Here is a 26,419-nt window from a genome sequence, read left to right as displayed (position 1 = left end):
GTCTCCTTTGAATGAATGCATGAATGCGCGGGAAGCGCCTTTGCGTTCACAGCAGAGGTACGTCCGTGTTGGTAACTCACGGCGAGGCGGCTTGTTCCTGACTGCCTGGTAAATGGCACCGACCTGTTCTGGGCGAGGAGTAGCGCGTCAACGACCCGGCTGAGCCGTGCAGGTGGTGGAAATCACGGCGGCCGGCCCGGCCTGTCGGCGGACTCACAAAGATCGTCGGGGTGACGCAACTCACCGCATGTTGCCGGTGTGGCCTTGCGAATAGCGGCCGGGCTGCGGCCATACCGTCAGGCCGTGCGGCTCCACGCCGACACGGATTTTCGTCACCGCGCCGGAAGTGGTGTCGAACATGTAGACTTCGCTGTCGAAGCGGCCGGACAGCCACAATTGCTTTCCATCGGCGCTGACATTGCCCATGTCGGGGCTGCCGCCGCCGGGGATTGGCCATTGCGCTGTTATCGTGCGGGTGGCGAAATCGATGACGGTGACACTGCCCGGCCCCTTGGCACGGCCTTGCTCCATCTTGCGCGAACCGCGATTGGACACATAGAGCTTGGTTCCGTCGCGGCTGACGACAAAGCCATGCGTGCCAATGCCGGTGGGAATGAAGCCAATTTCGGTAAAGCTGTCGCCGTCGATGAGGAAGACACCGTCATTCATCATGTCGGCGACGTAGAAAACCTTGCCGTCGGGCGAAAGCCGGATGTCCTGCGGCATGCCCATCTTCGACAGGGAGAGGTGGCCCAGCACCTTCTGGTTCTTGAGGTCCACCTTGAGCAGGCCGCCGTCGCCATACTCGCAGGTGAAGATGGCGTATGAATTGTCGGCGGCGAAATCGGCATGGTTGATGCCGGGGCAGGTCGGTGTGGGAATGGTTGATTTCAACGCCATTGAATGGGGATCGCGCAGGTCGAGCCGCTCATAGGCTTCATCGACGATGATGGCTGAACTGCCGTCCGGCATGAAATACATGTTGTAGGGATCATCGACCGCGATCTGCTGGCCGGGCTTGCTGGTCTTCGGATCGATCGGCGTCACGCTGCCCAGCTTGGTGCCGCTGGCGTTGTTGGCGACCCAGAGCGTCTGGAGGTCCCAGGACGGAACGACGTGCTGGGGCTTGCGCCCGACAGGGAACCTGGCCACTTCCTTCAAGGTCTCTATATCGATCACGGACACGCTGTTGGAGGAGCGGTTGGGGACATAGACGCGCGAGAGAGCGCCGGCGGTGGCGGGGCTGAGATGACCGGCCGTCGTTTCGCTGTAGATATTGACGGGAGTCTGCGCCTTGGCTGGGGCCTGGGCGGGCGGCTCGCTGCAATCCTCCGGGCAGGAGCCAGCCGACGCCGCTGACGACAGGCAGGTCAGCAGCAGGAACGGTGCAAGGAAGCTGGTGAATCGCTGATATGTCTTGGTCATTTGGGCTGCTTTGCGATGAAGCCGCGAATGGCGTCGGTTGTTCCGTTGACGATCAGGTCGATGCCGAGCTGGCCGAACTCGGCCGAGGACCGCGTCGGATCGCCGCCATAGACGCCGTCGGCCGCGGTGAATTTGGAGGCGGCCGCAAGACGGTCCTTGCGCACCATGGATGGATCGACGGCAAGCATCAGCGACGTGTCGGCAAGGCCCGCATGGCTACCGATCTCCGAATGCTTCGCGCCGGCGGCCAAGAGCTTGTCGACATAGGCGCCTTGCGTGATCCGGTAATAGTCGAGATCCGCGAACACCCGGACCGGCGTTTTCTTCCATTCGGCATTCAGGCGATCGGCGACAGTGCTTTCATCGGCCTGATAACCGCCGTGGTCGCCGATGAAAACGATGGTCTTGAAGCCATGCAGCTTGAAGCTGCGCGCCGCCGATTCGAGCAGCGCCTCGAACACCTTGTCGCTGATGGTGATGGTGCCTGGAAATTTCATGTGGGCGGTCGGCGGATCGATGCTGCCTTCCGGCACATAGGCAATCACCGGAGCGACCAGCGCATTGCCCAACCGCTCGGCAATCTTTTCGGCGAGGAACTTCACCCGCGCATTGTGCTTGCCCAGCGCCATGGCGGGACCGCTCTGCTCGGTGCCGCCGATCGGGATGATGATGGTCGTCGTCCCGCCTCCGATGAGGTCGCGCAGTTCGGTCCAGGTCAGGTCCTCGAGGAACACCGACGCATTGGCCGGGCTCGCCGCGAACAGGAGAATTGAAACGGACCAGAGAGCGAGAACGGTGCGGATGAAAGTGAAGCTGCGCGGCGCGATCATTCCAACCTCGGTCCACAGGTCGGTTTCGACCGTACTTATTCATCTACACCCGTCGCTTTACATAATCGTAAAAGGCTGGGGCGGTGCGGGATGCCCTGCTGATCACCGAACGCAAAACGATCCGCTCGGCAAGGCCCGCAGGCGCGATCAGGAAAATTTGATGCCTGACAACTTGGCCGGAGTGGCCCACATGCAGCTTTGGCATCGAGGAGGGGATTCGAAAAATGGCAAGAAGCCGGCCAAGAGGGAGTTTGTTCGTGGACGGTCAGTGCGTGTCCAAAAGCCCGGCCTGCGCGATGATCGTGCGATAGATCTTCACCGCCTCATCAATCCGGGCCACCTGGCAATATTCATCGGTCTTGTGGGCCATGTCCGGGCTGCCCGGTCCGCAAATGATGGTATCGACGCCGCCAAGCGCGGGCGTGAAGATGGAGGCATCGGTGAAGAAGTTCGCGCCGCCCACGGTGGAGACCGAACCGGTGGCCGCTTCCCGGCATTCGGAAAAGAGCTTCATGGCGGGGTGCGCGGGATCACTCCACACCGCCGGCAGGTCGAGGATCGTCGATATCGAGCAGTCGCCGCCGAGCGTGAACGACAATTGGTCGGTGACGGCGGCGCTGTCCATGCCGGGCAACATGCGCACGTCGATCGTCATTTCGGTGCGATCGGGAACGGAGTTGATGTTCAGCCCGCCGACAATGGTGCCGACATTGAGCGTCGCGGAGCCCAGGATCGGATGTTGCGCCGTGTTGAAGCCGAAGGTCTCGAGTTTGGTCACGGCGCGCGCCGCCTTGTAGATGGCGTTGTCGCCAAGATGCGGCATCGCGCCATGCGCCGTGCGGCCGCTGCAGCAGGCCTTCAGCCACAGCGCGCCCTTGTGGCCGGCGACGAACGCATTGGCTGTGGGTTCGCTCACCACGAGCAGGCTTGCCGCGTCGAGCATCCTGTCCTTCACCAGCGCAGTGGCGCCCTCGCAGCCGGTTTCCTCGCCGCCGGTGATCACCAGCACCAAGTTTGAGCGTTCGCGCAGCTGGTCGGCCTCTTCGACGATCGCCGCGATCATCGCCGCGACGCCGGCCTTCATGTCGGTCGAGCCACGGTCATAGAGCCGCCCGTCGACGATCTCCGCGCCGAAGGGGTCGTGCGACCACTCGGCAGCGCCAAGCGGCACCGTGTCGATATGACCGGTGAAGATCACCGGACGTTGTGTCGCCTTCGATGCCTGGACGGGGAAGCGGGCGATGAGGTTGGTCCGTCCCGGGCCGAAATTGTGGACGGTTACCGAGAGACCGTGGCTGCTGAGCAGGTCGGCGAGCATGGCAGCGCATTGCGCTTCATTGCCAGGCGGATTGCGCGTGTCGAAGCGGACAAGCTCCTGCGTCAGCCGCACCGCGTCAATCGCGTTCACCTTGGCCTCCCTCAGTACCATCCCGGCCGCTGGCCGCTGCCGAGCATCTCGTCATAGGCGTCGGTGCGGCGATCGCGCAATACCTGGTTGAAGGCGTTCCAGTTCCGCTTGCGCCGCGCGTCGGCCAGATTGACCTTGGCGATCAGCACTTCTTCCTTGTCCGGCGAGGCCGGCCCCGCGACCGGCCAGCCGGTATGGCTGACGAGAAGGCTCTGGCCGATGAAGGGCTGGCCGCGCTCGGTGCCGACACGGTCGGCGGCGGCGACGAAGACGGAATTGGAATGGGCCGCTCCCATGACGATGATGTTCGCCATCGCTTCACGCTTGGGATCCTGGCCGGGTATCGGCACCCAGTTAGTCGGTACGCAGACGATCTCCGCGCCTTGCAGGGCGGCGAGACGGAAGCTTTCGGGGAACCAGCAATCGTAGCAGATGTGGCAGCCGATGCGCCCGAGCGGCGTGTCGAAGACGGGAAAGCCGAGATCGCCGGGCGAAAAATAGAGCGCTTCGTCGCCCCACAGATGCATCTTGCGATAGCGGCCGATCAGCCCGTTCGGGCCGATGATGACAGCCGAATTGAACAGGATCTCGCCGGCGCGCTCGGTGATGCCGGCGACGATGTGAAGGTTCAGCCGCGCCGCAGCCTCCATCCAGGCCTGTGTTGTCGGACCGCCGGGGATTTCCTCGGCAAGCGCTCGCGCCTCGGCGCGATTGTGAAACACATAACCGGTGTTGCACAGCTCCGGCAGGACGACGAGCTGCGCGTCCCTGGCGGCGGCCTCTTCCATGAAGGCGATGGACCGCGCGACATTTTCAGCGGTCTCGCCGAAGCGCGGCTCCATCTGGATGATGGCGACGGTGACGGAGGCTTCCTCGATCTGCTTCGGCATCGCGCGTGGTCCTGTTGCGTGGTTGTCAGCTTCTGGTCAGCCAGCCAAGGGCGTTGCGCCACAGCGTGGCATAGCCCGGCCAGTCGGAGAAGGACGCCGGCAGCCAATGCGGGCTGACATCGGAGGTCCAGACAAGCGTCCGGCCCTTCCCATATTCGCCGGTCACCAGCAGCGGATGACCACCCTGCGCCTCTGGAAGGCGGGCAAGCACTTCGACATCCGGGCGCTGCCTCACGCGCACTTCATTCGCGCCGAGCAGCACCGGCCATTCGCCCTGCAGTCCCTGAAGCACGGGGTGCTTGCTGTCGGCGTCGACAGCCGCGCTGAAGCCTTCTGGAATCTCCAGCCGATCGTCATAGGGGAGGCATTCGACAGGCAGGGCGTCCTCGACCGGAGTCCGGTGCCAGCGCGCCTTGCCATCAATGCCCTGGAAGCTGAAGTAGCCGCCGATCATCGCAAGGCCGCCGCCGGCCTGCGTCCACTGCTTGAGCAGCTGCAGCCGGTTCGGAACGGGGGTTCCGCGCAGCCAGACATCGGGATGCAGAAGCAGCGAGTTCGCGCCAATGTCGGAAAGCAGGATCGCGTCGTAGGCATTAAGTCCCTCCATATCGAAGGGCATCTTTTCCACGGCCTCATGCGCAGGCATGTGGGTGAGGTCGAACGCGCTGCCTTCCAGCGCCTTCATCAAGGGCTCTGCGCCCGAGTGGAAAGTGACGCTGCCGAACTGGTCGAAACCCTTGAAATGGGTCGAAGAGCTCATCCATGTCTCGCCGACAAGCAAGACTTTCTTGTTGGATTTTGCCAAGACGAATACTCCTTAACGTGCCGCCGCGCCATTTGGTTTAACCGAGAGCGCGGATCATAATGAACCGGTTCAATACGCATGTTTTGGCTGAGTTCCGTCGTAAATGCAATGGATAAATAATTTGCAGCGTCGCCGTTGACAAGGAAGATTGAACCGGTTCAGTATCGATCAATTGAGATTGCCAACCGGACAAGCGCAAAGGATCGCGACATGAACCTCACCCGCCGCAGTTTCGGCTATGCATTGGCTGCCATGGCAGCTTTCGCGGTGGCCCCTTCACCTTCCTCGGCACAAAGCCTTACCAAGCTGACCTTCATCCAGGAATGGCCGACGCCGGATGGCTTCTGGGTTCCGTGGATCCTGGGAAACAAGAAGGGCTTCTACGCGGCAGAGGGCATCGAGCTTGAGATCGTCACCCGCCGACCGTCGCCGATACGATGAAGTTCCTGGGTACCGGCCGTGCGCAGGTCGCCTTCACCACCGTGATGGACGTTATTTTCGCCAGGGAGCAGCAGGCGCCGGTCACCGCGATCGCGCGTTATGGCCGTGGCAACAACTGGGGCATATTGAGCCCGGAAGGATCGCCTCTCACCGTGGCCGATCTCAAGGGCAAGACGATCGGCATCTACAATGATGCCTGGACCAAGGCGCAGCTGACCATGATGCTCGCCGATGCCAGCCTGACGCTTGACGATGTGAGCACGGTCGCGGCGAGCGACGATACGGTGCCGCTGCTGCTGCAAAAGAAGGTCGACGCGATCACCGGCATCACCAATGCCGAGGGCACCGGCATGGCCACCACCGGCGGACAGCGCGCCGAGTTCCTCGCCGCCACCAAGCATGGCGTGCCCAATTCGCCGATCTTCATGCTCGCCGGCAATGATGATTGGCTGAAGGCCAATCCGGATGTGGCAAAGGCGTTTCTGCGCGCGACGCAGAAGAGCATCGAATATGCGGCCGCCCATCAGGACGAAGCCGTCGCGGCCTTCTTCGAGCTTTATTCCAAGGCCTATGACGAGAAATTCATCACCCAGCAGTGGAAGGACACGGTTCCGCTTTTCGGCGAAATGGGGCCGGACCTGATGGTCCATAACAATGCCGACTGGGTGGCGCTGCTCGACGCGCTGAAGAAGTTCAAGGTCGTGTCGGACGTCCTCGAGCCGTCGGCTTACTATACAAACCAGTACCTCGCCCAATAAGCGCTCTCCCAAGCAAGCCCGACAGGAGTTGACCGTATGAGTGTCGCCGCCTCTTCACGACGTGTCGTCCCGGCCTGGACCTACAGGCCGGGACCCGATGTCGCCAATGTGCCCCCTACCGGTCTGGCCAGGGCGCAGGCGATCGCGAAGCAGGCGGCTGCCGCGGGTCTGGCGGCGGCGCGGCCGGGAATAACGGAGCAGGCGGTCGACCTGGCGGTAAGTGCCTGCCTGCTCGAGCAGGGCGTCGAAAACGTCTGGACGATCACCAATGTCGGCCTGGGCGAAAACACGCGCACCTGCTTCCCGACCAATCCGCCGACAGACCTCGCGGCTGGGGAGCGCGACGTGCTCATGGTCGACGTGCACCCGATAACGGCTGATGGGTCGTGGGGCGATTGCACGCGCTGCAAGGTGATCGGCGACTGGCCGGAAGCAACCCAGGCGCTGCGCGATCTCGAAACGCTCCACTATGAGATCCTGGCGAAGTGCCGACCCGGCATGGCGGCGAATGAACTCTTCGGCATGACGCATGAACGGCTGGTCGCCGAGGGCTACATCCTGCTCGACCAGCTTGCCAATATCGGTCATTCGCTGACGGCGGGAGCCGCCTATCTCCACCAATTCATCGACGCGGGAAACACCACGCCGATGTGGGGAGCCTGGGCCATCGAGCCCTTCGCCGCGCGCGGCGACATCGCCGTCAAGGTCGAGGACCTCGTCTGGTTCGGCCGTGAAAACTGCGTGACGCTCTGAGCGTTCGGAAAAAGAGACCAGATGCCGGAAAACTCGACCCCGAAACTGTCGCTGAAGGACGTCTCGCAGACCTTCGGCGAAACACAGGCGCTCGCGCCCACCGATCTCAACGTGCAGGCCGGAGAATTCGTTTCGGTCGTTGGCCCGTCGGGCTGCGGCAAGAGCACGATGTTCAACATCATCGCCGGTGTGCTGAAACCGACCAATGGCCAAGTCCTGATCGATGGCAAGGATGTTACGGGACGCAGCGGCCATGTCGGCTACATGCTGCAGAAGGACCTTCTGCTGCCTTGGCGCACGGTCATCGACAACATCGTGCTCGGCGCGATCCTCAAGGGTGGCGCAAGCCATGCGCAACGGGCCGAGGGCGTGGCGCTCGCCCGCCGCTACGGGCTGGGCGACTTCATCAATCACTATCCCGCAGCCCTTTCGGGCGGCATGCGCCAGCGCGTTGCGCTGATGCGCACGCTTGCCATGCATCACGACGTGATGCTGCTCGACGAACCCTTCGGCGCGCTGGATTCGCAGACCCGCCTTGCCATGCAGCAATGGTTGCTGAGCGTTTGGGGACAGGAGAAGCGGACCATCGTCTTCGTCACCCATGACATCGACGAGGCGATCCTGCTTGCCGACCGCGTCGTCGTGATGACGCCGCGCCCGGGACGGGTGAGGGAGGTTCTGCCGGTTCCGATCGAGCGGCCCCGGCCGATGTCCAGCCTTACCAGTCCGGAATTCAGCGCACTGAAGGCACGCATCCTCGACCTGATCTATTCCGAGGATGCGGTAGCAAAAACACTCGAAATGGAGGCAGCCCATGGCCACTAGACGCGTGTCTGGCAGCACGGTCCTGCAGGTCGTCTATCCGCTCCTGGCGCTGGTGCTGGTCATTCTCATCTGGGCGGCCGCGGTCGAACTGTTCCAGATCCCGCGCTATGTCATGCCGTCGCCGCTGCAGGTGTGGAATCACATCCAGTCCGACTGGCAGGCGCTGCTCAATGGCTTCGGCATCACTTTCTACGAGTTCCTGCTCGGCTTCATCTTCGGCGCCAGCGCGGGTTTCGTCTTCGCCGTGCTGATGGATGCGTCCAGCACCACGCGCGGCGTGCTCTATCCCGTGCTGATCGCCAGCCAGGCGATCCCGGTCGTCGCGATCTCGGCGGCGCTCACCATCTGGCTCGGTTTCGGCCTCGCGCCCAAGCTGGTCATCGTCGCGCTTGTCGTCTTCTTCCCCGTGGTGGTGAACGTGCTCGACGGCCTGGCATCGGTCGATCGCGACGTGCTCAACCTGGTGCGGTCGATGGGCGCGTCCAAGTTCAACATCTTCCGGCATGTAAAACTGCCGGCGACCTATTCGCCGCTGTTCTCGGCCCTGAAACTGTCGGCGACATTCAGCGTGACCGGTGCGGTCATCGCCGAATGGACGGCCTCGACCAGCGGCGGACTGGGCGCCTATCTGCTGCAGGCCAATTCCCGCCTCAACACAGCCGGCACATTCTCGGCGATCAGTTTCCTGGCGTTGCTTGGCGTCGTCAGTTTCCTGCTTGTGGTGCTGGCGGAATATTTGCTAACGCCTTGGAAGTCGTCGTCGAAAGCGCGGACCTGGTCTCGCACCTATTGGCGGGACCCGTCATAGGATCAGGAACGAGGGACATTTCCCCGAGATGAGTGACGGGACGGAGGCCATCGGAAGCAAGCGCCCGACGATCCGCGACGTGGCACGCGAGGCCGGCGTCTCCATCGGCACGGTCAGCGCGGTCATCAACCAGCGCGGTCTCGTCGCCGAGGACACCAAGCGGCACGTGCTGCGCTTCATCGCCGAGCTCGGTTTCGAGCCCAATAACGCGGCGCGCAACCTCAAGCGGAGCCGCATCTCCTCGATCGGCTTTGTCGTCCCGGACCTCGGCAATCCGTTCTTCGCCAGCATCGCCGAAGGCATCCAGCGCGGCATCGCCGACAACGACATATTGCTGATGCTGTGCATCACCTGGTCGAAGACGGAACGCGAAGAATATTTCGCCAGCATCCTTAGGACCCAGCGGCTCGATGGCGTGATCTATCTGAGCGGCACCGGCCTGCCGAGTTCCTCGCTGCTCGAATTGGCGAAGGTCGGATCGGTCGTCTTCGTCGATGAAGTGCTGCCGGGCCTGGACGTGCCCTTCGTCGGCAGCAACAATCTGGCCGGCGCGCGTTCGATCGCGCGTCATGTGCTGGACTACGGACACCGCAGGGTCGCCATCATCGGCGGTCCGCCGCGCCTCTGGACCAGCGAGCAACGCCTTGCCGGGTTTCGGGAATCACTGGCGTCGGTAGGCCTCGATCCCGACGCGGCGCCCTATATCGCGGGGGATTACACCGAGCGTTCCGGCTATCTCGCGGCGGCCCGTCTCCTGGCCGGCGATGCCGCAACACGCCCCACCGCCATTCTGTGCGCCAACGACCTGATGGCGATCGGCGTCATGCGGTTCTGCCGCGAAAGCGGCATCAGCATCCCCGGACAGCTCAGCATCACCGGCTTCGACGACATCGCCAACGCCGAATTCCTGATGCCGTCGCTGACGACAGTCGCGCAACCGGCGCAGGAGATGGGGCGGGCGGCGGCGGAGCTTCTGCTTCACCGCAAGGGTGTGAGGCCAACGCCGCCGGTGACGACGCAGTTTCCGACATCCGTCCGGATACGCAACTCGGTCGGGTCGCTCAGGTGATCAGATTGAGCAAGCGATAGAGCCGCTCAAAGGTCTTGCCGTAGGGCGGACGCAGGAGGCCGCCGGCACTCAGCTTGGATTGCAGGAAGACAGGCTTCTCCTTGCTGAAGGTGCGAAATCCCCATTCGCCGTGATAGGCGCCCATGCCGCTGGCGCCGACACCGCCGAAGGGCTGGTTCTCCTGCACCAGGTGCAGCATGCAGTCGTTGATCGTCACGCCGCCGGCGATGGTCTCGCGAAGGATTCGTTGTCGATTGCCGGCATCGCGCCCGAACCAATAGAGCGCCAGCGGCCGATCGGCCCGGTTCACATGGTCGATGGCGTCGTCGATTCCTGTGTATTCGAGGATAAGCAGCACCGGCCCGAAGATTTCTTCGCGCATCAGCCGCAGGTTGGGATTGGCGTTGCGGACCAGGGTCGGTGGCATCTTGCGGGTCGCGTCGAAATTCTCGCCGGCCGGGTTGACCTCGACAATATCAGCGCCGGCATCGCGGGCCTCGGCGATCATGTCGCGCAGGCGCTGGTGGTGCCGGTCGCTGATGATGGACGTATAGTCGGGGTTATCCCGCAAGGTCGGGTAGAGCCGCGCCACGGCGGTTGCAAGCTTGGCGGCGACGACTTCGGCCTGTCCCTTCGGTACCAGCAGATAGTCCGGCGCAATACAGGTCTGCCCGGCGTTGAGCAGCTTGCCATAGGCGACGCTGGATACCGCCGCGTCGAGGTCGCATGACGGATCGAAGATCGCCGGCGATTTGCCGCCGAGTTCGAGCGTGACCGGAGTCAGGTTGGCGGCCGCTGCCATCGCGACCTGGCGGCCGACGGCGGTCGAGCCGGTGAACAGCAGATGATCGAAAGGCAGTGACACGAATGCCTTTCCCATCTCGGCATCGCCGGTGACGACACTTGCTTCGTCCGGGGCGAAGTATCGGCCGAACAGATCCGCCAGCAACGCGGAGAAGCCGGGCGTCAGTTCGGAAGGTTTTATGAGCACCCGGTTGCCGGCGGCAAGGGCCGCGGTCGCAGGCGCGACGCCAAGCTGGAACGGATAGTTCCAGGGCGAGACGATGCCGATGACGCCGAGTGGCTGCGGGACGAGGCGATTTCTGCCGGGCAGGAACGGCAGGCTGGTGGCCACACGACGCTCCCGCATCCAGCCTCGCATATGCGCCAGCGCGTGTCTGATGCCCGCGCGCACGACGAAGAGTTCGGCAAGACGTGTCTCATGGGTCGACCGGCCGCCAAAATCGGCGTCGATCGCCGAACAGATGTCGGCCTCATGCTTTTCGGTGAGCGCGAGCAGGCGCGTGAGGCGGTCCTTTCGGACACCAAGGTCCGGAAAGGGCTGTGCTTCGAAGGCTGAGCGCTGCAAGTCGAAGCGTTCGCGCAGGGCATCCTGTCTGGTCTGCAGCATTGCGCCCTCCGGCCGGTTTTGGGGCAAGCTTACATCGCGCAACCGGGAAGAATCCAGCAAGGTTCGCTTCGCCCGGAAAGGATGCCTCGCGGCCGGCGTTTTTAGACAATTATACCAATTGGTGCATGGCGTATCTTTACATCTTATACGAGAATTGCCAGTTTCCCACACGCCAATGGTCGGGTCTCTGCTTGTCGCGGTCATTCGGCTGATGAAAATCATGGACGGCATACGGGGGGAGACATGAGCGGAACAAATCACATACGGGCAATAGCCGGCTTCTACTTCCTGGTGGGGGCGATCGGGATACTATCCGCGATCACTCTACTGATTTTTGGGAAATCCCCGAATATCGGGACCACCCTTTCAAGTGTGGCTTATGCGATCGGCGCGTATTATTTCAGCAAGGGCTCAAACGCCGCCAAAATCTTTCTTACGGTGATGTCTGCTTTCGCCTTTCTGTTGGAAGGGCTAATAGGAGTCATTGCCATTTCCGATGGCAGGGCGAGTGGTGCGGTTATCTTGCTGCTAGCGAGTCTGTCCGCATACTGTCTTTACGCGTTGCAATTTTCAGCAAGCCTCAAGTCCGAGTTTGCCGGGCGCTCCGCCGCGTACCGTCTCTCAAAAGACAAGGCTGCGCAGAGCTACTATGATGAACTGGAAAGAAGTAGCAGCCGGGAATGATCTTTTCGGGGCGAACCACTCGCCGATTCCTGGCGGGTAAACATCGCCCCCCCCATTTCGGCATCTGCGTCATCGACGGAAATTGACACGTCCGTGTTCGAATTATCACCTACTGCAGGTGCGGTCAGCGTGGCCAAGGTTGTGGTTCGATGGCGGCTGCGCTACTGCGATGCACCACGCGGAGTGCCTCCTTGACCCGTTTCCTCGTCCTCGCCAAACCGCGCAGAACGATTCCTGCCCGAGACCGCTGCACAGCAGTGCCGGTCGTTTTTTCCTGATGCTGGGATCGAGACAGAGCAGTCCGGTCGAGGATCCGAAGCGGCGGGTCCTCAAGGATGTGTTCGGCTTCGACGATTTTCGCCCAGGCCAGGCCGATGTCATGGAAGCGTTGCTGGCCGGGCGCCATGTGCTGGCCGTCATGCCGACGGGTGCGGGCAAATCGCTTTGCTATCAGGTTCCGGCGCTGGTTCTGGGCGGGCTCGCCATCGTCGTTTCGCCGCTGGTGGCGCTGATGCAGGACCAGGTCGCCGCCTTGCGCCTTGCCGGCGTGGCGGCGGACACGATCAATTCCTCGATCGACCGTGAGGCCAATGTAGGTGCCTGGCGTCGCGTGGCGTCGGGCCAGACGCGCCTGCTCTATCTCGCGCCGGAGCGACTGATGACCAAGCGCATGCTCGACGCGCTCGCCAGGCTCGATGTCCGCCTGATCGCCATCGACGAGGCGCATTGCATCTCGCAATGGGGTCCGGCCTTCCGGCCCGAATACGAGGATCTGTCGCGGCTGCGCGGCATTTTCCCGAACGTGCCGATCATCGCGGTGACGGCGACGGCGGACGAGAGCACACGCAACGACATCGAAGCACGGCTGTTCGCCGAGCGCGTCGAAACCCTGGTGCTGGGTTTCGACAGGCCGAACATCAAGCTTGCCATCGAGGCCAAGCAGGACAGCAAGCGGCAGTTGCTGCGCTTTATCGAGCGCCATGCCGGTCGTAGCGGGATCATCTATTGCCTGTCGCGCAAGAAGACGGAGGAGATGGCGGCCTTCCTCGAGAAGAACGGGGTCACCGCGCTCGCCTATCATGCCGGCATGAGCAAGGACGCGCGTGAAGCGAATCAGAACGCTTTCATGACCCTGTCCGGCGTCGTCATGGTGGCGACCATCGCCTTCGGCATGGGCATCGACAAGCCCGATGTCGCCTATGTCTTCCACACCGATATGCCGGGCAGCCTGGAAGCCTACTACCAGGAAATCGGCCGTGCCGGCCGCGATGGCCGGGAGGCCGAGGCGCATATGCTGTTTGGCCTTGGCGACATCCGCATGCGCCGGCTTTTCATCGACGACGAGAACGCGTCGGAAGAGCACAAGAGGCGCTCGCATCGCCGGCTTGACACGCTGATCGGCTATTGCGAGACGGCGCAGTGCCGCCGCCAGGTGCTGCTTGGCTATTTCGGCGAGGAAGCCCCGCCTTGCGGCAATTGCGACAACTGCCTCGACCTGGCGCCGCGCGCGGATGGCGGGGCGGAGGCGCGGATCATCCTGGCGGCAATGGCCGAGACCGGTGAGCGTTTTGGCGCGGGCCATGTCATCGACGTCCTGCTTGGCCATGAAACCGACAAGGTGCAGGTCCGGGGCCACCAGGGGCTCGCCAGCTTCGGCAGTGGTGTCGAGCACAAGAAGGATTTCTGGCTGTCGCTGATCCGTCAGCTCGTGGCGAACGGTTTCCTGGCGCCGGATCCGAACGGCCATGGTGGCCTCGCCATCGCCGAGAAGGGCCATGCGCTTGGCCGTGGCGAGGTGCCGTTCCACTACCGTGTCGAAGTGCGCAGCCGCGCCTCGCGCAAGTTACGCGATCAGGCGGCCGCCGCCGGCGCTGAAGGCCTGGATGCTTCGCTGCTCGCCACGCTCAAGACATTGCGGCTGCGTCTGGCGAAAGAGCGTCAGGTGCCGGCCTATGTGGTGTTCTCCGACCGGACGCTGATCGACATGGCCGAACGCTGCCCGCGCGACCTCGACGCCTTCGCCGAAGTGAATGGCGTCGGGGCAACGAAGCTCAAGGAATTCGGCCCGATATTCCTCGACACGATCGCCGCGCACCTGTCGGACGGTTTGGCATGAGAACGCGAGAGACACTGAAATAACAACCTGGCATCAAGCGATGCCACTGATGCCGAAAGCTTGGACAGGCGCCCGATCGGTCCTCGACACGGCACGATCGAAAGCATGAACCAACCCGCAAAACCGCGATTTAATCAGCTTGCGCCGGAATGGTTGCCGAACGAAAACCGCCTAGTCAGAAGATCTGGCGATAGCGGCATCGAGGCGTCGGCCAAAGACAGCGGCCATCGAGCGTGTATAGGTTGCGCTCAGATGACCTTCGTCACGCCAGACGACGACGTTGCCAATAACCGCGGGACAACGCTCATTGGGGCAGATGACGTCGTTGAAGTCGATCATTGCCACATGCGGGTAGAGCTGATGGGCAAAGACCAGCGGATCAGGGCGGGCAACGTGGGGGATGGAACAGTGCCGGTCTTTCGCCAGGCAATCCCCAAGTCGTGTCGCTCCCCAGTCCGGTGTATCGGCGATGACGATCACCTTCGTACCCATTGCCTCGAGGCCGCGCCACAATTGCACCAGCGTTGCACTGATGGGTACCTGCACCGCCCCTTCCAGTGGGTAAACCCGCGACGCTATCCACTGCCCCAGAATGATGACATCAGGATTTTCTCGCTGAACGATCTCCAGTATGCGCCGCCCCCAGGTCAGGCATTCATCATAGGGGCGATCCCTGAACATCAGCATGGCCGTAAATAGCGGGCAGGCAGGTTTTGTAAAACTCATAGCGTTCCAGCCACGATCCTTGGCCACTCTTTCAAGTGCCGGGACCCACTGCTCGGCGTGCGAATCGCCGACCAGAAAAACCTTGAAGCTGCCGTTTCGGTCGCCAAACTGGCAGCCAACAGGCTCGACCTCAAAAGAGGTAAGACGGCAGGCATCCGTGGGCGGAACGTCCCTTTTTAACAGTGCCAACGGTGGCGCGAAGGCCTTCACATCCGGCACGGGCTTGGTGGTGAACAATGAACTGGCGCCCGGATAGTCGTCCGAGTTGCCAGAGATGAATGCTCTCTCTTGCGCAATGGCAATGCGGACAGCGCCCAATCCGACAAGCGCAACAAGCGGAACGGCGACCAAGGCAGCGGCCAGTCCGGCGAGCCGGTGACGCAGCGATTGTGCCGGCCGTGATTGTGACGGCCGCGGCGACCGGAAACGATCCTCGACATGAACCTTTGAAACGGCAGCCAGACCCATGCTTGCGGCAAGAATGGCGAGGCCGACCGCCGAACTTATCGCGCCGCCTGTTTGCCACGAGACAAAGACAATGATCGGCCAATGCCAGAGATAGAGGGAATAGGAGATGTCGCCGAGGAACTGAAGCGGTCGCGTTTTCAGGAAGGCAAAGACGCTGAGTAGTGATCGGCTTTGTCCCGAGAGAACCACCAACACGGTTGCCAATGTCGGCAGCAACGCGGCATAGCCGGGGAAGGGCGTTTTGCTGGAGAGGACGAAGGCAGCCCCGAGGATCGCCGCGACGCCGACAAAGCCGAAGAGACGGCGCACCCCTTCGCCGAGCGCGGGCATCCAGAGTGCGACGAGGCCTCCAAGGCCAAGCTCCCAAATCCGGGTATGGGTGACAAAATAAGCCGAGGCTGGATTGGTGGCGGTCAGCCAGACCGAGGCGGCAAGCGAGGCAGCGACGATGGCTCCAAACAGGACGAGGAGCATGGTTCGTGACGACATGCCGAACACCCGCGACATCCACAATCCGGCAACGATCAAGCCGGGCCAGACGATGTAGAATTGCTCTTCGACCGACAGTGACCAATAATGTTGCACCGGGCTCGGCGCGTTATACATGGCCAGATAGTCGACCGACTGCGCGGCCAGATGCCAGTTCTCCAGTTGGAAGGCGCTGAAGGCCAAGTCGACGGTGCCGTCGACCCACTGTACCGCCGGAAGGTATATTGGCGTCAGCACGCCGACGAGCAGAAGCACCAGCATCGCCATCGGCAGAAGCCGGCGCGCCCGCCTGGTGTAAAACGCGATGAGGTCTATCTGGCCGGTTTGCTCGCCTTCCCGCACCAGAACGCCGGTGATGAGATACCCGGAAATGACAAAAAATACATCGACGCCGACATAACCGCCGGGGACCAGAGACGGCCAGACGTGGAACACTGCGACCAAACAGACAGCGATTGCGCGCAGTCCCTGAATCTCGGGACAAAATTTAGACGTGCTCAAATACTTGTTACCAATTGCCGACAGGCTCGTTTCTAGGCATTTCTAAATAAATAACAACAACCATTGCGCATAATATGCTGGCATAATGCTCTCGTATCGAGAATGAAAAAAACACAAACAAGCTTAAGTCGATGATGGGCGAATCATGGGGTTCGATCGTTAGCCCGTGCTCCTGCGAAAATAGGATGAGTGAGGACAGGAAAAATTGTCCCACTCCTTGTTCTTCGCCGGCGACACCTCAGCATTGGTTCTCTGGAATTGATCCCACGGAACTTCTCTTGGCTGACGTCGAGAGATCCTGGCCTCTGTCCATGAAAACTGTGTAGCGACTGGCGTTTGACGTGAAAGCGCGGGCATCGCACGATGGATGGTGTGACGAAACGAGGCGTGCGCTGGACAACAGCCACTCGACACTGTTCGTCTTCGGCAAACCGCTGTCGGCCCAGGATTTCAGATCCTTGTCGGGTCTGATCGCTGATCGGTGCCCAGCAAAGCAATTCGAACTGCTCGCCGGCCCTGAAGGCGATGGTCCCGAGGGCGCTGACGCTTGGAAGGGAGATCAGGCCCTTTGGTCCGCTCATCTTCGCCCTTACCGGATCGATTTGCCGCTTTCCGCTCAGTTCAGCTATCTGAATTATCGCGTACGCAAATCTCTAGCCCTCACCGGCATTTGAGTTTGGCGGCCTCTCAGAGCGCCTGTGGGGTGTTCTCCGATCGCACCCTGATCGACATGGCGGAACGCTGCTCGCGCGACCTCGACGCTTTCGCCGGGGTGAATGGCGTCGGGCGGCGACGCTCAAGAGGTTCGGCGGGTTTTTCTGAGCGCAATCGCCGCGCGCCGATCCGCATCGGCCTGAAGGCGACCGCGCAGCGGTGCCTAAAATGGTGGTCTAGCCAGAACAGCCAAATTTAGTCTACACTCATTTCTGCCGTGCGTCCATGCAAACTAAAATGAAACCCGAAAAGAGTGTTTTGTCTACGCAATACGTCATAGTTAATAGACGGCGTTTTGTTTAAGTGCTCAAATAGATTTGTCATCAGCCAGTGTATGGGCGCTGATGCTTGAGAGCGCTTAACATTCTCCCGCCCGAGCGGGAGCTATGCAATGACAGTCAGCCAACCTAATATGTTTTCCGGAATCCCCGTCGAGAACAGTGACGGCACCATATCGATCTTTTGCACACTTCCTCAAATGGCCGATGCTTTGGCGAACGACTGGCCATCCGATGGCCCGATGTTCTTGGCCGCGCTCGCGGCCTTGGTGGGAGAAAGGGTGGGGCGTTGCAGCACGAGGGACGTACACCGAGCCTTCATTGCGGCGGCGCTCGAAGCAGATTGTCTGCCCGATAGCTATATGAAGAATTGAGCGCGAAATGCCTCTAACCCTCCGGACGACACTTTGTGAAACAAGAGATGCGTTGCACGTGCTGCGAAGGGCACTCTTTGCCTGCGGGCATGTCGAAGCAATGAAAGAAATCGATTCCCTCATAGGCGTGGCCGAAGACAAGGCTGTCCACGCGATCGGCGCCATCGACCGGGCAGAAATTCGAAGGCCTGTGCTTGTGGCGGTGGCAAATCCAGCGGAGCCGGCGGCCATTGTTCTGCCGGTCGTTCAGCCCATGAAACTTGGCGAGCTTCGCGACCAGGGAATGGGCCTTAGCGCATATTGCGGCAATCCCCGTTGTGGTCATCTGCGCTCGCTTGATCTCGATGGCCTGATCGAGATCTACGGCACGCACTATGATTTCCCCACCGAAAGGCGGCTGGCATCGAAGCTGGTATGCAAACGGTGCCAGAATGTTGGAGGAAGGCTCGTCGTGGTCTCCGACAAAAGGCCCCGGTATTGATAGCCCGTCGACCGCGCTCGAGTTGGATCGCCTGGAAACCAACCCTGTCGTTAAGCCGGCTCGATTTCCGTCGGCCATCTCGACGGAAGGTGACCAGCACCACCGGTGAGGCGCAGAGCCATTTGCACGCCATCGTCAAGACGGTCGCTCGGCATGCAGGGCGATGCGCCGTTGAAGCGCTGCAAGGTCAATGCGGACCGCTTCATCGACGCGCCTGTCTCGTAGTGCCGTGGCCAGCATATTGGCGAGCCGAAAGCGAGATGCCTCGTGCCTAGCCCACTTCTACGATGCGCTCTGTTGCGTCAACCTGGGCCACTGAATGCGACGTGCCGAACACGCCAGATCCGCGCGAAAGCAGGCCGGCGAAGAATTTCGCCATGTCCATTGGTTTTCCTTATCGGAGGATGATCGACAAACTTGCGGCTGTCGAAATGGGCACGCGTGCAAGCCTTGCCAGCAGCAAGACAGTCGGCTTGAACGACGAAGTCTTGCTGCCCCGGTAGTCACACTGTTTACAACAGCCCCATCTGTGTTATCCCGATTGCAGGCTGGGGAGCTGTAATGTTTATCTGGTTTAGTGCTTTCTTTTTGATCTGCGTATTTCTGGGGTGGGCGTTCTGCCGATTCCATAGAAATAAGTCTTCCGTGGCGAATGGCAAAAAATCAGTCTCGTCGGTCACGTCGGCTTATCGTCGCCACTCTGACATTGCAGTGTTTCTTGTAATGGCGGGCGCGCTGTTGTCGTCCTATTTGCCGACGCGCTGGTTGCGCCGCAAGCCATGACCACGGACCGGCTGCTATGGTATCGGTCCCCGTCGAATGCGGAAATATGAACCGGCCTTGACTGTAGGCCCCTTGGAGCAGGGGGTGAACGCGATAGCCGGCGCTGGGCAGGCTGCCTATGCCCGGAAGCTGCACGGTCGCATTGAAGCTGAGGGGATCGCCTCGGCAATCTGATCAACGAGCAACGGTGCGGTATCCTGGGTGAAGGGAATGGCGGAGAGGGAGGGACACTCTCCTCCAGCGCTCTAGACCCCTTGCACCCCTTGACTTATAAGCCTCTGGAGTATCTCGGTGGGACACAACGCTGGGACATAGGAGAGGCGAATTGCCAAAGCTAACGGACCACCTTCAATGGCACGGCAAGCAGTGGCGTGTCCGAGTCCGAGTGCCAGATCATGTGCGCTCAATTCTCGGCACAGCCCAACTTATTCAGCCGCTCCATACCTCTGATCTATCTCAGGCCAACAGGCGAAAAGGGCAAATCGTGGATGGCATGAGGTCTACGATTGAGGAGGCCAGGCGAGCACTCGCCAAAGGTGACTCACACGGGGCGGAGGCATTGCGGCTTCGCATCCGCAACAGGACGGAAAACCTTCGGGACCAAATCGAGGAGCGGGCGGAGGAGATCGCAGAGCTTAGAGGGCCGAGGGCCGCGACCGAGTTTGCTGAGGTGGCGCTAGGCATGTTTACCCCGCTCGATCACCACGCCGAAGCCTTCATCGCCTACAAGGCAACATACCGCAAGAAGTCCAGCGGCGACTTCCTCCGGGTCCTAGGGTGGCTGGAGGCGTGGATGAAGGCCAATCACTTCTCCCCCTTTATCGACATGATGGACCGCAAGAAGGCCGGACGCTTCATAGACGAGAGCCTGGGGACCGGGCGCAGCCGCGACAAGGTGGCCGCTTACCTGGGGTTCCTTCGCGAATACTGGAAGTGGCTCAAGATGCGCGGCCATGTGGACGAGAACCCTTGGGTTGACCAGGAGCTGCCCAACAAGGCCCGCCCGAGCGCCGACCATGAACTGGACAAGGGCAAGAGGCCTTATACCGCACCAGAGGTCGCCACGCTCATCCATAGCGACGTTGCGGAGCACCTCCAGGCCCCGCCCAGTGACTATATGGCGGACTTGATGCGCATTGCCGCATTAAGTGGGATGAGGCTGGAGGAGATATGCCAACTCCGGGTGGGAGACTGCTTGGAGTCCAGCTTCACGGTTCGCCACGGCAAGACCGCCAACGCCCGCCGCGACATTCCCATCCACAGCGACTTGGGGGAGATCGTCGCGGCCCGCTCGGAGGGTAAGACACCCGGCACCTTCCTCATCGACGGCCTTCCCGAGACGCCCAAGTCCAGGGATACCAGATCGGACCCAGCGTCTAAGGCATTCACCCGGTATCGCCGGAAGGTGGGGGTGGATGAGCGGCCCAACGGGAAGGCCAAGTCCAACGTTGACTTCCACTCGTTCCGCCGCTGGTTCTGCATGGTGGCGCGTGACCGCCTGGACGCACCGGATGCCGGATACTCCCCATGGACCATCGCAGATGTGGTGGGGCACGACGACGAAGGCGTGAAGGATTTCCTCAAGTTGACCATGAAGCACTACCCAGGGCCAAGCTCCGCCGATGCAAAGCGGGCCTTGGTGGAAGCGATAAAGCTGCCTCCTTCTCCGGTGTCTAAAACATTGGCCTAGTATACGGTGCAGTGGACACTTCACTCGATTGATAAACTGGTGACGACACTGTGCAGATGCGTAGGTTATAACTGTTGCTATTGTTTGCGACATGACCCTAATAGGCAGCGCAACCCAAATCGGAGACTGCGCATGACCAACGCGACCATAGCCGACCGGCCTGGCCTTCCCACCTCAGCCGCTGCACTCACGGACCCCGAGGCCGCAATCAATTGGGCACTTGATTGCCTTGAGGACTTTGAGGTCCGTGAGTTCTTGAAATCGAGGCGGGCCGGCGAGGACCTCACCTCATGGCTCCAGCATGTCAAAGACGTAAGGCAAGACGCGGCGGATATGGCCTAGCGAGGTCGGGCCTATGGCCTGCTGCCGGTTTCGTGGACACCGAGATAAGGTGTTTAACGGAACTGGAGAGTGGGAATGCAGAGAAGGAAGTTCAGCCGCGAGTTCAAGCTTGAGGCGGTGAGATTGGTGAAGGATCGGGGCGTTGCGGTGGCGCAGGCGGCCCGTGATTTGGATCTCCATGAGAATGTGCTGCGCAAGTGGGTCCGCGAGACGAGCGCTGACCCGCAGCATGCCTTTCCCGGCCATGGTCAAATGAAGCCTGAGCAGCAGGAGATTGACCGGCTGCGTCGGGAAGTTACTAAGCTGAAGGCGGAGCGCGACATCCTAAAAAAGGCCGCAGCCTACTTCGCGAGGGATGCGATATGAGGTTCGCCTTTATCGCGAAGCACCGTTCGATCTGGCCGGTGGCATGGCTGTGCAATGCGCTGGATGTGTCGCGCTCAGGCTTCCATGCCTGGCTCAACCGCAGCCCCAGCGCCCGGTCCCAGCACGACGAGATGCTCGTTCCCAGGATCGACCGGAGCTTCAAGAGCAGCGACCGCACCTATGGCGCCCGTCGCGTCTGGCACGACGTCTTGGCTGAGGGAGTCTCCTGCGGTCTTCATCGCGTCGAGAGGCTCATGCGGGAGAACGGCTTGCGTGCCCGGCCTCGGCGCCGCGGGCTACCGAAGGACACTGGCGAGCGAGCCGCCGTGTCGGACAATCTCCTTGATCGCGCCTTCGAAGCTGCTGCTCCGAACCAGAAGTGGATTGCCGACTTCACCTACATCTGGACCGCCGAAGGATGGCTCTATGTTGCGGCGGTCGTCGACCTGTTCTCCAGGCGTGTCGTCGGCTGGGCGATGAAGGCCGAGATGACGGCCCAACTCGTCACCGACGCCCTAATCATGGCGATCTGGCGCCGAGGCAAGCCAGACAGCCTGCTCCATCATTCGGACCAGGGGTCGCAATATACGAGCGAGCAGTTCCAGCGCCTGATGGCCGATCACGGCATTACCTGCTCGATGAGCCGGTCCGGCAACGTCTGGGACAATGCTGCGATGGAGAGCTTCTTCTCGTCGCTCAAAACCGAGCGGACAGCCCGCAAGGTCTACAGGACGAGGGATCACGCCAAGGCAGATGTGTTCGATTACATCGAATGCTTCTATAACCCTCGGCGAAGGCACTCGACGCTGGGCTATCTCAGCCCCAACGAGTTCGAGGAGCAAGCTATGCTAGCTTAACCGGGTGTCCGAAAAACCGGCAGCAGGCCACTAAGCCACATGGCGGGGGCGGGTTCATCGCCTCCTCCACCACATTTCACAATGTCAGTTTTGAGTAAATGTCATGATGAGCGATCCTACAATCCGTGCGTACTTTGAGGCCAACAAGTGCTTGATGACAGTCGCGAAAGACATGCCTATCGGAGTTAGTCTGGCACTCCTAGGCGCAGCAATATGGGGCAGGGACCGACACGACATAAACGATCCGCTCACGCTTGAAGACCTCGCGGCTCGGATTGGTGTGTCCCCTACGACTATCAGCCAGCATCTCCGCTATCTGTCTTACGGCTACCGCGAGGGAACACCGGGACTCGGCTTGGTTGAGACAGCAGAAAATGCCGACAATCGCCGCAAGAAGATTTTCTATCTGACCTCGAAGGGAAAAGGGCTGGTCTCACAGCTCCAATTCGTATTCTCCAAGGCGACGTAGAAACAAATTATCGGCCGCCGCATCGGAGCAAGCGGCCACTGCATCGGGAGCCAAGTACTTGAGGCTCCTCAAGTACGCTGATGGACTTTTCGACAGATGCACTAGATTGAACGAGCAATCTCTAAAAATAACTCGACGGACACCCTTGCTATCGCAGCAGTTATCGCTGATATCTCGGCCATCCTCATCCATTCATATCAATAAGTTCGACTGAACTCTCTGGAGAGACGTGCGCACGCGCACGCTCTTCAGCGGGCAGGCGGACCTATACCTCACGGTCAATCAGCCTGCCAAGCATAGGGGCTGGTCGCACTCAGGGAAGACCTGAGGGGAAAGTCGGAGGGGAATACCTCAGGCGGTGCAAGGTCCGGGCCTAACGGGTCCGCTGATGAGCGCCAGCTAGCGCGAAACCCTCCATCGCGCCGTCCATCTCCTCGCTCTCCACCCGGACGGGACAGTACCCACACCCCAAATCCCGCAAAGGAACTGCACATGCAGACGAGAAATGCTGCCTTCGAGAACCATCCCCTCATCACGCCCGAGTGGCTCGCCAACGATCCGGTAGCCGCCCTGGCGATTGCACCCTCCTGGGTGCGCTTTCACGCCATCACCCGCCCTGAGGAACTGGACGCCGCACCGGTCGTCAGCATCGTCATGGGCGGAAAGAGCATCTTGGCCATCAGCCTGACATTGGCCGAGACCGGGGCTCTTTTCGAGGTAAGCCGATGTGGACACCGGGGCGTCACGAATTCCAACCACTCTAAGCCCGTCCCGACCGTCCACCCTCGCATGATGTTTCGAGACGCGCCCGAGGACATGATGTCCTTCACACGCATCCTCCACGGGGCTGTGGACCACGAGGTCATCAAGCAGGGCCGCATCAAGTCCGACCTCCGGGGCGAGAACCTCCACACGATCCCCGGAGGCAAGCCCGACAAGGACGCCCGCAAGACGACCATGCGGCATGTCGCGCGTCTGGCACGGGAGCGGGAAGCCGGAGGCACCCTCCCCAAGGGCTTCGATATCTCGGCATACCTGGCCAACATTGAGCGCCTCTTCGCCATCGTGGACCGTGAGGCCGGTGGGGAAGATCCGATTTCCGCGCTGCCCCTGGTACCCAGCGAGACATCCACCTGGCCTTTCGGGGAGATGAGCACGGAGGAGACGCTAGGACGACTGACAAGCGCGGCCTTCACCATCGCCTTCGCCCTCAAGTTGCCTGAGCATGAGACCGCCTCGTTCCTTCGTGACTGGCAAGACCACAAGCCTTTGAAGCCCTGGCTGGACCGCCGCATGGTGACCCGCGCCTAGCCCGCCCCGTCATTGCTCCCCGAAGTATCCACCGCGATTTGTCCGGGGAGACCGCCATCCAGCCCGACCAACCTACAAGGAGCCACTCAACGTGGACACCAACGACACAACATCACCGCCCGCCGCAGCCCCCGCCGACGATGAAACCGCCCGTATCCGCAGGGCATTCGAGAGGGCCAGCGCCCGTCTGGACATCATGAAGAAGGCCGGGACCCTCGATAAGGCGGGCCTCGCCCTCCGCCAGAGCCGCCAGCTTGCCGATCCCACCGATCCCACCGGGGATTCCGCCTTCAGGGATCGCGCCGAGTTGGCGAAGATGGAGGGACCAGACGGGGCCGGAGTTGCCGAGAGGACAGCCAGAGCCGCCTCTCTGGGGGCCGCCAAAGCGGTGCTGGAAACCAAGGACTTCCTGGTGGGCGAGCCGGCAGACGCCGACAAGTCTGGCCTCAGGCAAAGCTTTGAGTCCCAGGACCGGGCGCTGGGCCAGGAGAGCATGGGCTACTCCCTCGCCTCTGGGGTCTCCCAGATGGCCGTGGGTCTCATTGGGGCCGGCAAGTTGCTGGCTCCGCTCAAGGTCCTGGGCGAGGGCAGCGCCATCCTCAGGACAGGCATGGAGATCGCTAAGGGGGCACTCGCCGGGGCCGTTGTCCTGGACCCCCACGAGGACCGCCTGTCGAACCTGGTCGAGGAGTTCCCTGACCTCCAGAACCCGGTGACCAACTACCTGGCGGCCGATCCCGATGACACTGCCGCTGAGGGTCGCTTCAAGAATTCCCTAGAGTCCATCGGCGCGGACCTCGCCCTGGTGGGCGTCGTCAAGACCATCAAATATCTGCGTGGTGGCGACAAGGCGGCGGCAGCGAGGGAGATAGCCAAGCTGGAGAAGTACCGGCTGAGAAACGCCAACGGGTTCGGCCCGCCGGAAGCCCCATCCGTGGGTGGCGAGGTGCGGGCTCCCGAGATGATCAACCCCGAAGAGGAGGTGCGCCTTGGCATCTGGAAAGACACACCCAGGCCCCGCCAGGCACTGCCCGAGGCACCTACCGCCAAAGGACCCAGCCCAGCCAAGACCGAAGGAGTTCCCCCGAGTCCCGCCCAGAAGACCGTTGGCACCGAACCGCCCATCAACTCCAAGACCGGTCAGCCCATCCCCCCGACCGACGAGACCCCGCCTGTCCCCACCCAGGAGATACCGGACGACGATATTGCGAAGATACTGAAGGACACTCAGGCGGACGCCAAGGCGGTCGAGACGTATGGCTCCAGGGCACAAGCCCAGGAAGCCGGCCATGACTTCGGTAAGAAGGTCCCCCTGCCGTGGCAGAAGCTCCACACCCCCGGCAACGTGGAGTCCCTCCTCCAGCGCTCCGCCAAGATCCTGGCAGACCGCTTCAACATGGCCAAGGGTGGGAAGGTCCTGACAGACGCCCACGTGAAGTCCCTCGCCAACGAGCTTGGAGCCCAGTTCAACGAGGACCCAGCACTCATCATAGGGCAGCTCACGGAGGCCGGCGAACAGGCCAAGCTCCTCGCCCCCCAGATGGAAGCCGCACTCCGCCTCGGCAACAGGATGTTCATCGACGCTGACGACCTGGCTACCAAGATTTCCAATGGCAACCTCCAGGAGTTCGGTGGCAACGTCCATCTCGCCACCCAGGAGTTCATGGCGCGGCTAGGGGTTTCCTTCGATACGATGGCCTCCGCCAACTCCATGCTGTCCAACTCGGGGCGCACCTTGCGCCTCGCCCGCTCCCAGTTCCGCTTCAGGCCTGCCGATATCGCCAAGCTCAAGGGTATGGACCCCCAACAGGTCATCACGGTCATGCGCAAGGCCGGCGGGGACCCCAAGAAGGTCGCCATGCTCCTCAACGAGACTTGGCGCAAGCGAGTCCTGGACGAGGCCACCTGGCACCTGACCAACGGCCTTCTCTGGATGTGGCCAACGCACCTGGTCAACATGACGAGCAACGCCTTCATGCTGGCGGCGAGGCCAACGGAGAAGGTCTTTGGGTCAGCAGCCCTACGGCTCATCACCAAGGATGCGGGGAAGAGGGCGGAGCTGTCCTCACTCTCCAGGCAGGGTCTCCGGGAGTACCACTATACGATCACCTCCTTGGCGGATGGCTGGTCTAACGCGGTCGAAGCCTTCAGGCGGGGCGACTCCATCCTCAATCCCCAGAACACGGAGTTCTTTGACGGCTCCATGACTGGTCTTCAGACAGCTCCCCTCCAGTGGAAGCCCTGGAACTCCGTATGGTGCGCGGCGACAAACAAGGTGAGACTCAGCGTCAATCAGGATGAGACTCGGCGGCGGGGGTGTGACGAAGGGAGGGCGTAGCCCGACCGG

The 26,419-nt window shown here is 61.5% G+C and carries 24 protein-coding genes; 17 read left to right on the top strand and 7 right to left on the bottom strand.

Going from position 1 to position 26,419, the window contains the following annotated elements; all coding sequences use genetic code 11:
• Window positions 1–240: 240 nt before the first annotated feature.
• The 5 genes from LGH82_RS21185 to LGH82_RS21165 all read right to left on the bottom strand — a co-directional run bounded on the left by LGH82_RS21185 (window position 241) and on the right by LGH82_RS21165 (window position 5,358).
• Window positions 241–1,425 (bottom strand): YncE family protein, encoded by a 1,185-nt coding sequence (locus LGH82_RS21185; RefSeq protein WP_227344590.1) that lies wholly within the window; start codon window positions 1,423–1,425, stop codon window positions 241–243.
• The gene (locus LGH82_RS21180; protein ID WP_227344589.1) at window positions 1,422–2,255 is read right to left on the bottom strand and encodes a creatininase family protein; all 834 of its coding nucleotides are present in this window, start codon (window positions 2,253–2,255) and stop codon (window positions 1,422–1,424) included. Before LGH82_RS21180 ends, LGH82_RS21185 begins: the two co-directional genes overlap by 4 nt.
• Before the next feature lie 265 nt (window positions 2,256–2,520).
• Window positions 2,521–3,663 carry a M20 family metallopeptidase gene (locus tag LGH82_RS21175; RefSeq protein ID WP_227344588.1) on the bottom strand — a complete coding sequence of 381 codons (1,143 nt, stop codon included), beginning with the start codon at window positions 3,661–3,663 and terminating at the stop codon, window positions 2,521–2,523.
• 11 nt (window positions 3,664–3,674) lie between these two features.
• Window positions 3,675–4,553: a nitrilase family protein gene (locus LGH82_RS21170; protein ID WP_227344587.1), complete on the bottom strand. Its 879-nt coding sequence runs from the start codon at window positions 4,551–4,553 to the stop codon at window positions 3,675–3,677.
• Window positions 4,554–4,578: 25 nt separating this feature from the next.
• Window positions 4,579–5,358, bottom strand: a complete 780-nt coding sequence (locus tag LGH82_RS21165) for a glutamine amidotransferase (protein WP_227344586.1) — start codon at window positions 5,356–5,358, stop codon at window positions 4,579–4,581.
• A 210-nt stretch (window positions 5,359–5,568) separates the two neighbouring features.
• Between LGH82_RS21165 and LGH82_RS21160 the strand changes: the two genes are divergently transcribed.
• From LGH82_RS21160 to LGH82_RS21135, 6 genes are read left to right on the top strand one after another with little or no spacing between them, the layout of a single operon-like run.
• Window positions 5,569–5,799 (top strand): hypothetical protein, encoded by a 231-nt coding sequence (locus LGH82_RS21160; protein ID WP_227344585.1) that lies wholly within the window; start codon window positions 5,569–5,571, stop codon window positions 5,797–5,799.
• Window positions 5,796–6,557 carry an ABC transporter substrate-binding protein gene (locus LGH82_RS21155; RefSeq protein WP_227344584.1) on the top strand — a complete coding sequence of 254 codons (762 nt, stop codon included), beginning with the start codon at window positions 5,796–5,798 and terminating at the stop codon, window positions 6,555–6,557. Before LGH82_RS21160 ends, LGH82_RS21155 begins: the two co-directional genes overlap by 4 nt.
• A gap of 36 nt (window positions 6,558–6,593) precedes the next feature.
• On the top strand, window positions 6,594–7,310 hold the full coding sequence (locus LGH82_RS21150) for a M24 family metallopeptidase (RefSeq protein ID WP_227344583.1): 717 nt from the start codon (window positions 6,594–6,596) through the stop codon (window positions 7,308–7,310).
• Window positions 7,311–7,331: 21 nt separating this feature from the next.
• Window positions 7,332–8,135 carry an ABC transporter ATP-binding protein gene (locus LGH82_RS21145; protein ID WP_227344582.1) on the top strand — a complete coding sequence of 268 codons (804 nt, stop codon included), beginning with the start codon at window positions 7,332–7,334 and terminating at the stop codon, window positions 8,133–8,135.
• The gene (locus LGH82_RS21140) at window positions 8,125–8,943 is read left to right on the top strand and encodes an ABC transporter permease (RefSeq protein ID WP_227344581.1); all 819 of its coding nucleotides are present in this window, start codon (window positions 8,125–8,127) and stop codon (window positions 8,941–8,943) included. Before LGH82_RS21145 ends, LGH82_RS21140 begins: the two co-directional genes overlap by 11 nt.
• A 28-nt stretch (window positions 8,944–8,971) precedes the next feature.
• Window positions 8,972–10,012, top strand: coding sequence for a LacI family DNA-binding transcriptional regulator (locus tag LGH82_RS21135; protein ID WP_227344580.1), 1,041 nt, complete (start codon window positions 8,972–8,974; stop codon window positions 10,010–10,012).
• Here the strand turns inward: LGH82_RS21135 and LGH82_RS21130 are convergent.
• Window positions 10,005–11,423, bottom strand: coding sequence for a coniferyl aldehyde dehydrogenase (locus tag LGH82_RS21130; RefSeq protein WP_227349653.1), 1,419 nt, complete (start codon window positions 11,421–11,423; stop codon window positions 10,005–10,007). The two genes, LGH82_RS21135 and LGH82_RS21130, sit on opposite strands and share 8 nt — an antisense overlap.
• A 243-nt stretch (window positions 11,424–11,666) precedes the next feature.
• Here LGH82_RS21130 and LGH82_RS21125 point away from each other — a divergent pair, with 243 nt between their 5' ends.
• Both LGH82_RS21125 and recQ read left to right on the top strand, forming a co-directional pair.
• The gene (locus LGH82_RS21125) at window positions 11,667–12,107 is read left to right on the top strand and encodes a hypothetical protein (protein WP_227344579.1); all 441 of its coding nucleotides are present in this window, start codon (window positions 11,667–11,669) and stop codon (window positions 12,105–12,107) included.
• A gap of 277 nt (window positions 12,108–12,384) precedes the next feature.
• A complete protein-coding gene (gene recQ / locus LGH82_RS21120; protein WP_227344578.1) occupies window positions 12,385–14,223 on the top strand; it encodes a DNA helicase RecQ in 1,839 nt (612 codons plus the stop codon).
• Window positions 14,224–14,394: 171 nt separating this feature from the next.
• Here the strand turns inward: recQ and LGH82_RS21115 are convergent, their stop codons facing one another.
• On the bottom strand, window positions 14,395–16,407 hold the full coding sequence (locus LGH82_RS21115; RefSeq protein ID WP_227344577.1) for an acyltransferase family protein: 2,013 nt from the start codon (window positions 16,405–16,407) through the stop codon (window positions 14,395–14,397).
• Window positions 16,408–16,748: 341 nt separating this feature from the next.
• On the opposite strand from LGH82_RS21115, the gene LGH82_RS21110 reads away from it, so the two are divergent.
• The 9 genes from LGH82_RS21110 (at window position 16,749) to LGH82_RS21070 (ending at window position 26,410) form a co-directional block, all read left to right on the top strand.
• Window positions 16,749–17,081, top strand: coding sequence for a hypothetical protein (locus LGH82_RS21110; RefSeq protein ID WP_227344576.1), 333 nt, complete (start codon window positions 16,749–16,751; stop codon window positions 17,079–17,081).
• Between the two features lie 431 nt (window positions 17,082–17,512).
• Window positions 17,513–17,773: a DUF982 domain-containing protein gene (locus LGH82_RS21105; protein ID WP_227344575.1), complete on the top strand. Its 261-nt coding sequence runs from the start codon at window positions 17,513–17,515 to the stop codon at window positions 17,771–17,773.
• 100 nt (window positions 17,774–17,873) lie between these two features.
• Complete coding sequence (locus tag LGH82_RS21100; RefSeq protein WP_227344574.1) at window positions 17,874–18,254, top strand: hypothetical protein; 381 nt, start codon at window positions 17,874–17,876, stop codon at window positions 18,252–18,254.
• 1,108 nt (window positions 18,255–19,362) lie between these two features.
• Window positions 19,363–20,727, top strand: coding sequence for a DUF6538 domain-containing protein (locus LGH82_RS21095; RefSeq protein WP_319799887.1), 1,365 nt, complete (start codon window positions 19,363–19,365; stop codon window positions 20,725–20,727).
• Between the two features lie 132 nt (window positions 20,728–20,859).
• Window positions 20,860–21,069, top strand: a complete 210-nt coding sequence (locus LGH82_RS21090) for a hypothetical protein (protein WP_227344572.1) — start codon at window positions 20,860–20,862, stop codon at window positions 21,067–21,069.
• Window positions 21,070–21,144: 75 nt separating this feature from the next.
• A protein-coding gene (locus LGH82_RS21085) for an IS3 family transposase (protein ID WP_227344222.1) occupies window positions 21,145–22,292 on the top strand; the annotation gives its coding sequence in 2 pieces (ribosomal slippage) (window positions 21,145–21,394 and window positions 21,394–22,292; 1,149 coding nt in all).
• A gap of 103 nt (window positions 22,293–22,395) precedes the next feature.
• Window positions 22,396–22,761 (top strand): ArsR family transcriptional regulator, encoded by a 366-nt coding sequence (locus LGH82_RS21080; protein ID WP_227344571.1) that lies wholly within the window; start codon window positions 22,396–22,398, stop codon window positions 22,759–22,761.
• 492 nt (window positions 22,762–23,253) lie between these two features.
• Entirely contained in the window at window positions 23,254–24,072 is an 819-nt protein-coding gene (locus LGH82_RS21075) for a hypothetical protein (protein ID WP_227344570.1), read from the top strand.
• Window positions 24,073–24,163: 91 nt separating this feature from the next.
• Window positions 24,164–26,410 carry a hypothetical protein gene (locus LGH82_RS21070; RefSeq protein WP_227344569.1) on the top strand — a complete coding sequence of 749 codons (2,247 nt, stop codon included), beginning with the start codon at window positions 24,164–24,166 and terminating at the stop codon, window positions 26,408–26,410.
• Window positions 26,411–26,419: the final 9 nt, after the last annotated feature.

Origin of the sequence: Mesorhizobium sp. PAMC28654 (assembly GCF_020616515.1) — a bacterium.
Taxonomy (GTDB): Bacteria; Pseudomonadota; Alphaproteobacteria; order Rhizobiales; family Rhizobiaceae; genus Mesorhizobium.
This window is presented reverse-complemented; position numbering and strand designations above follow the sequence as displayed.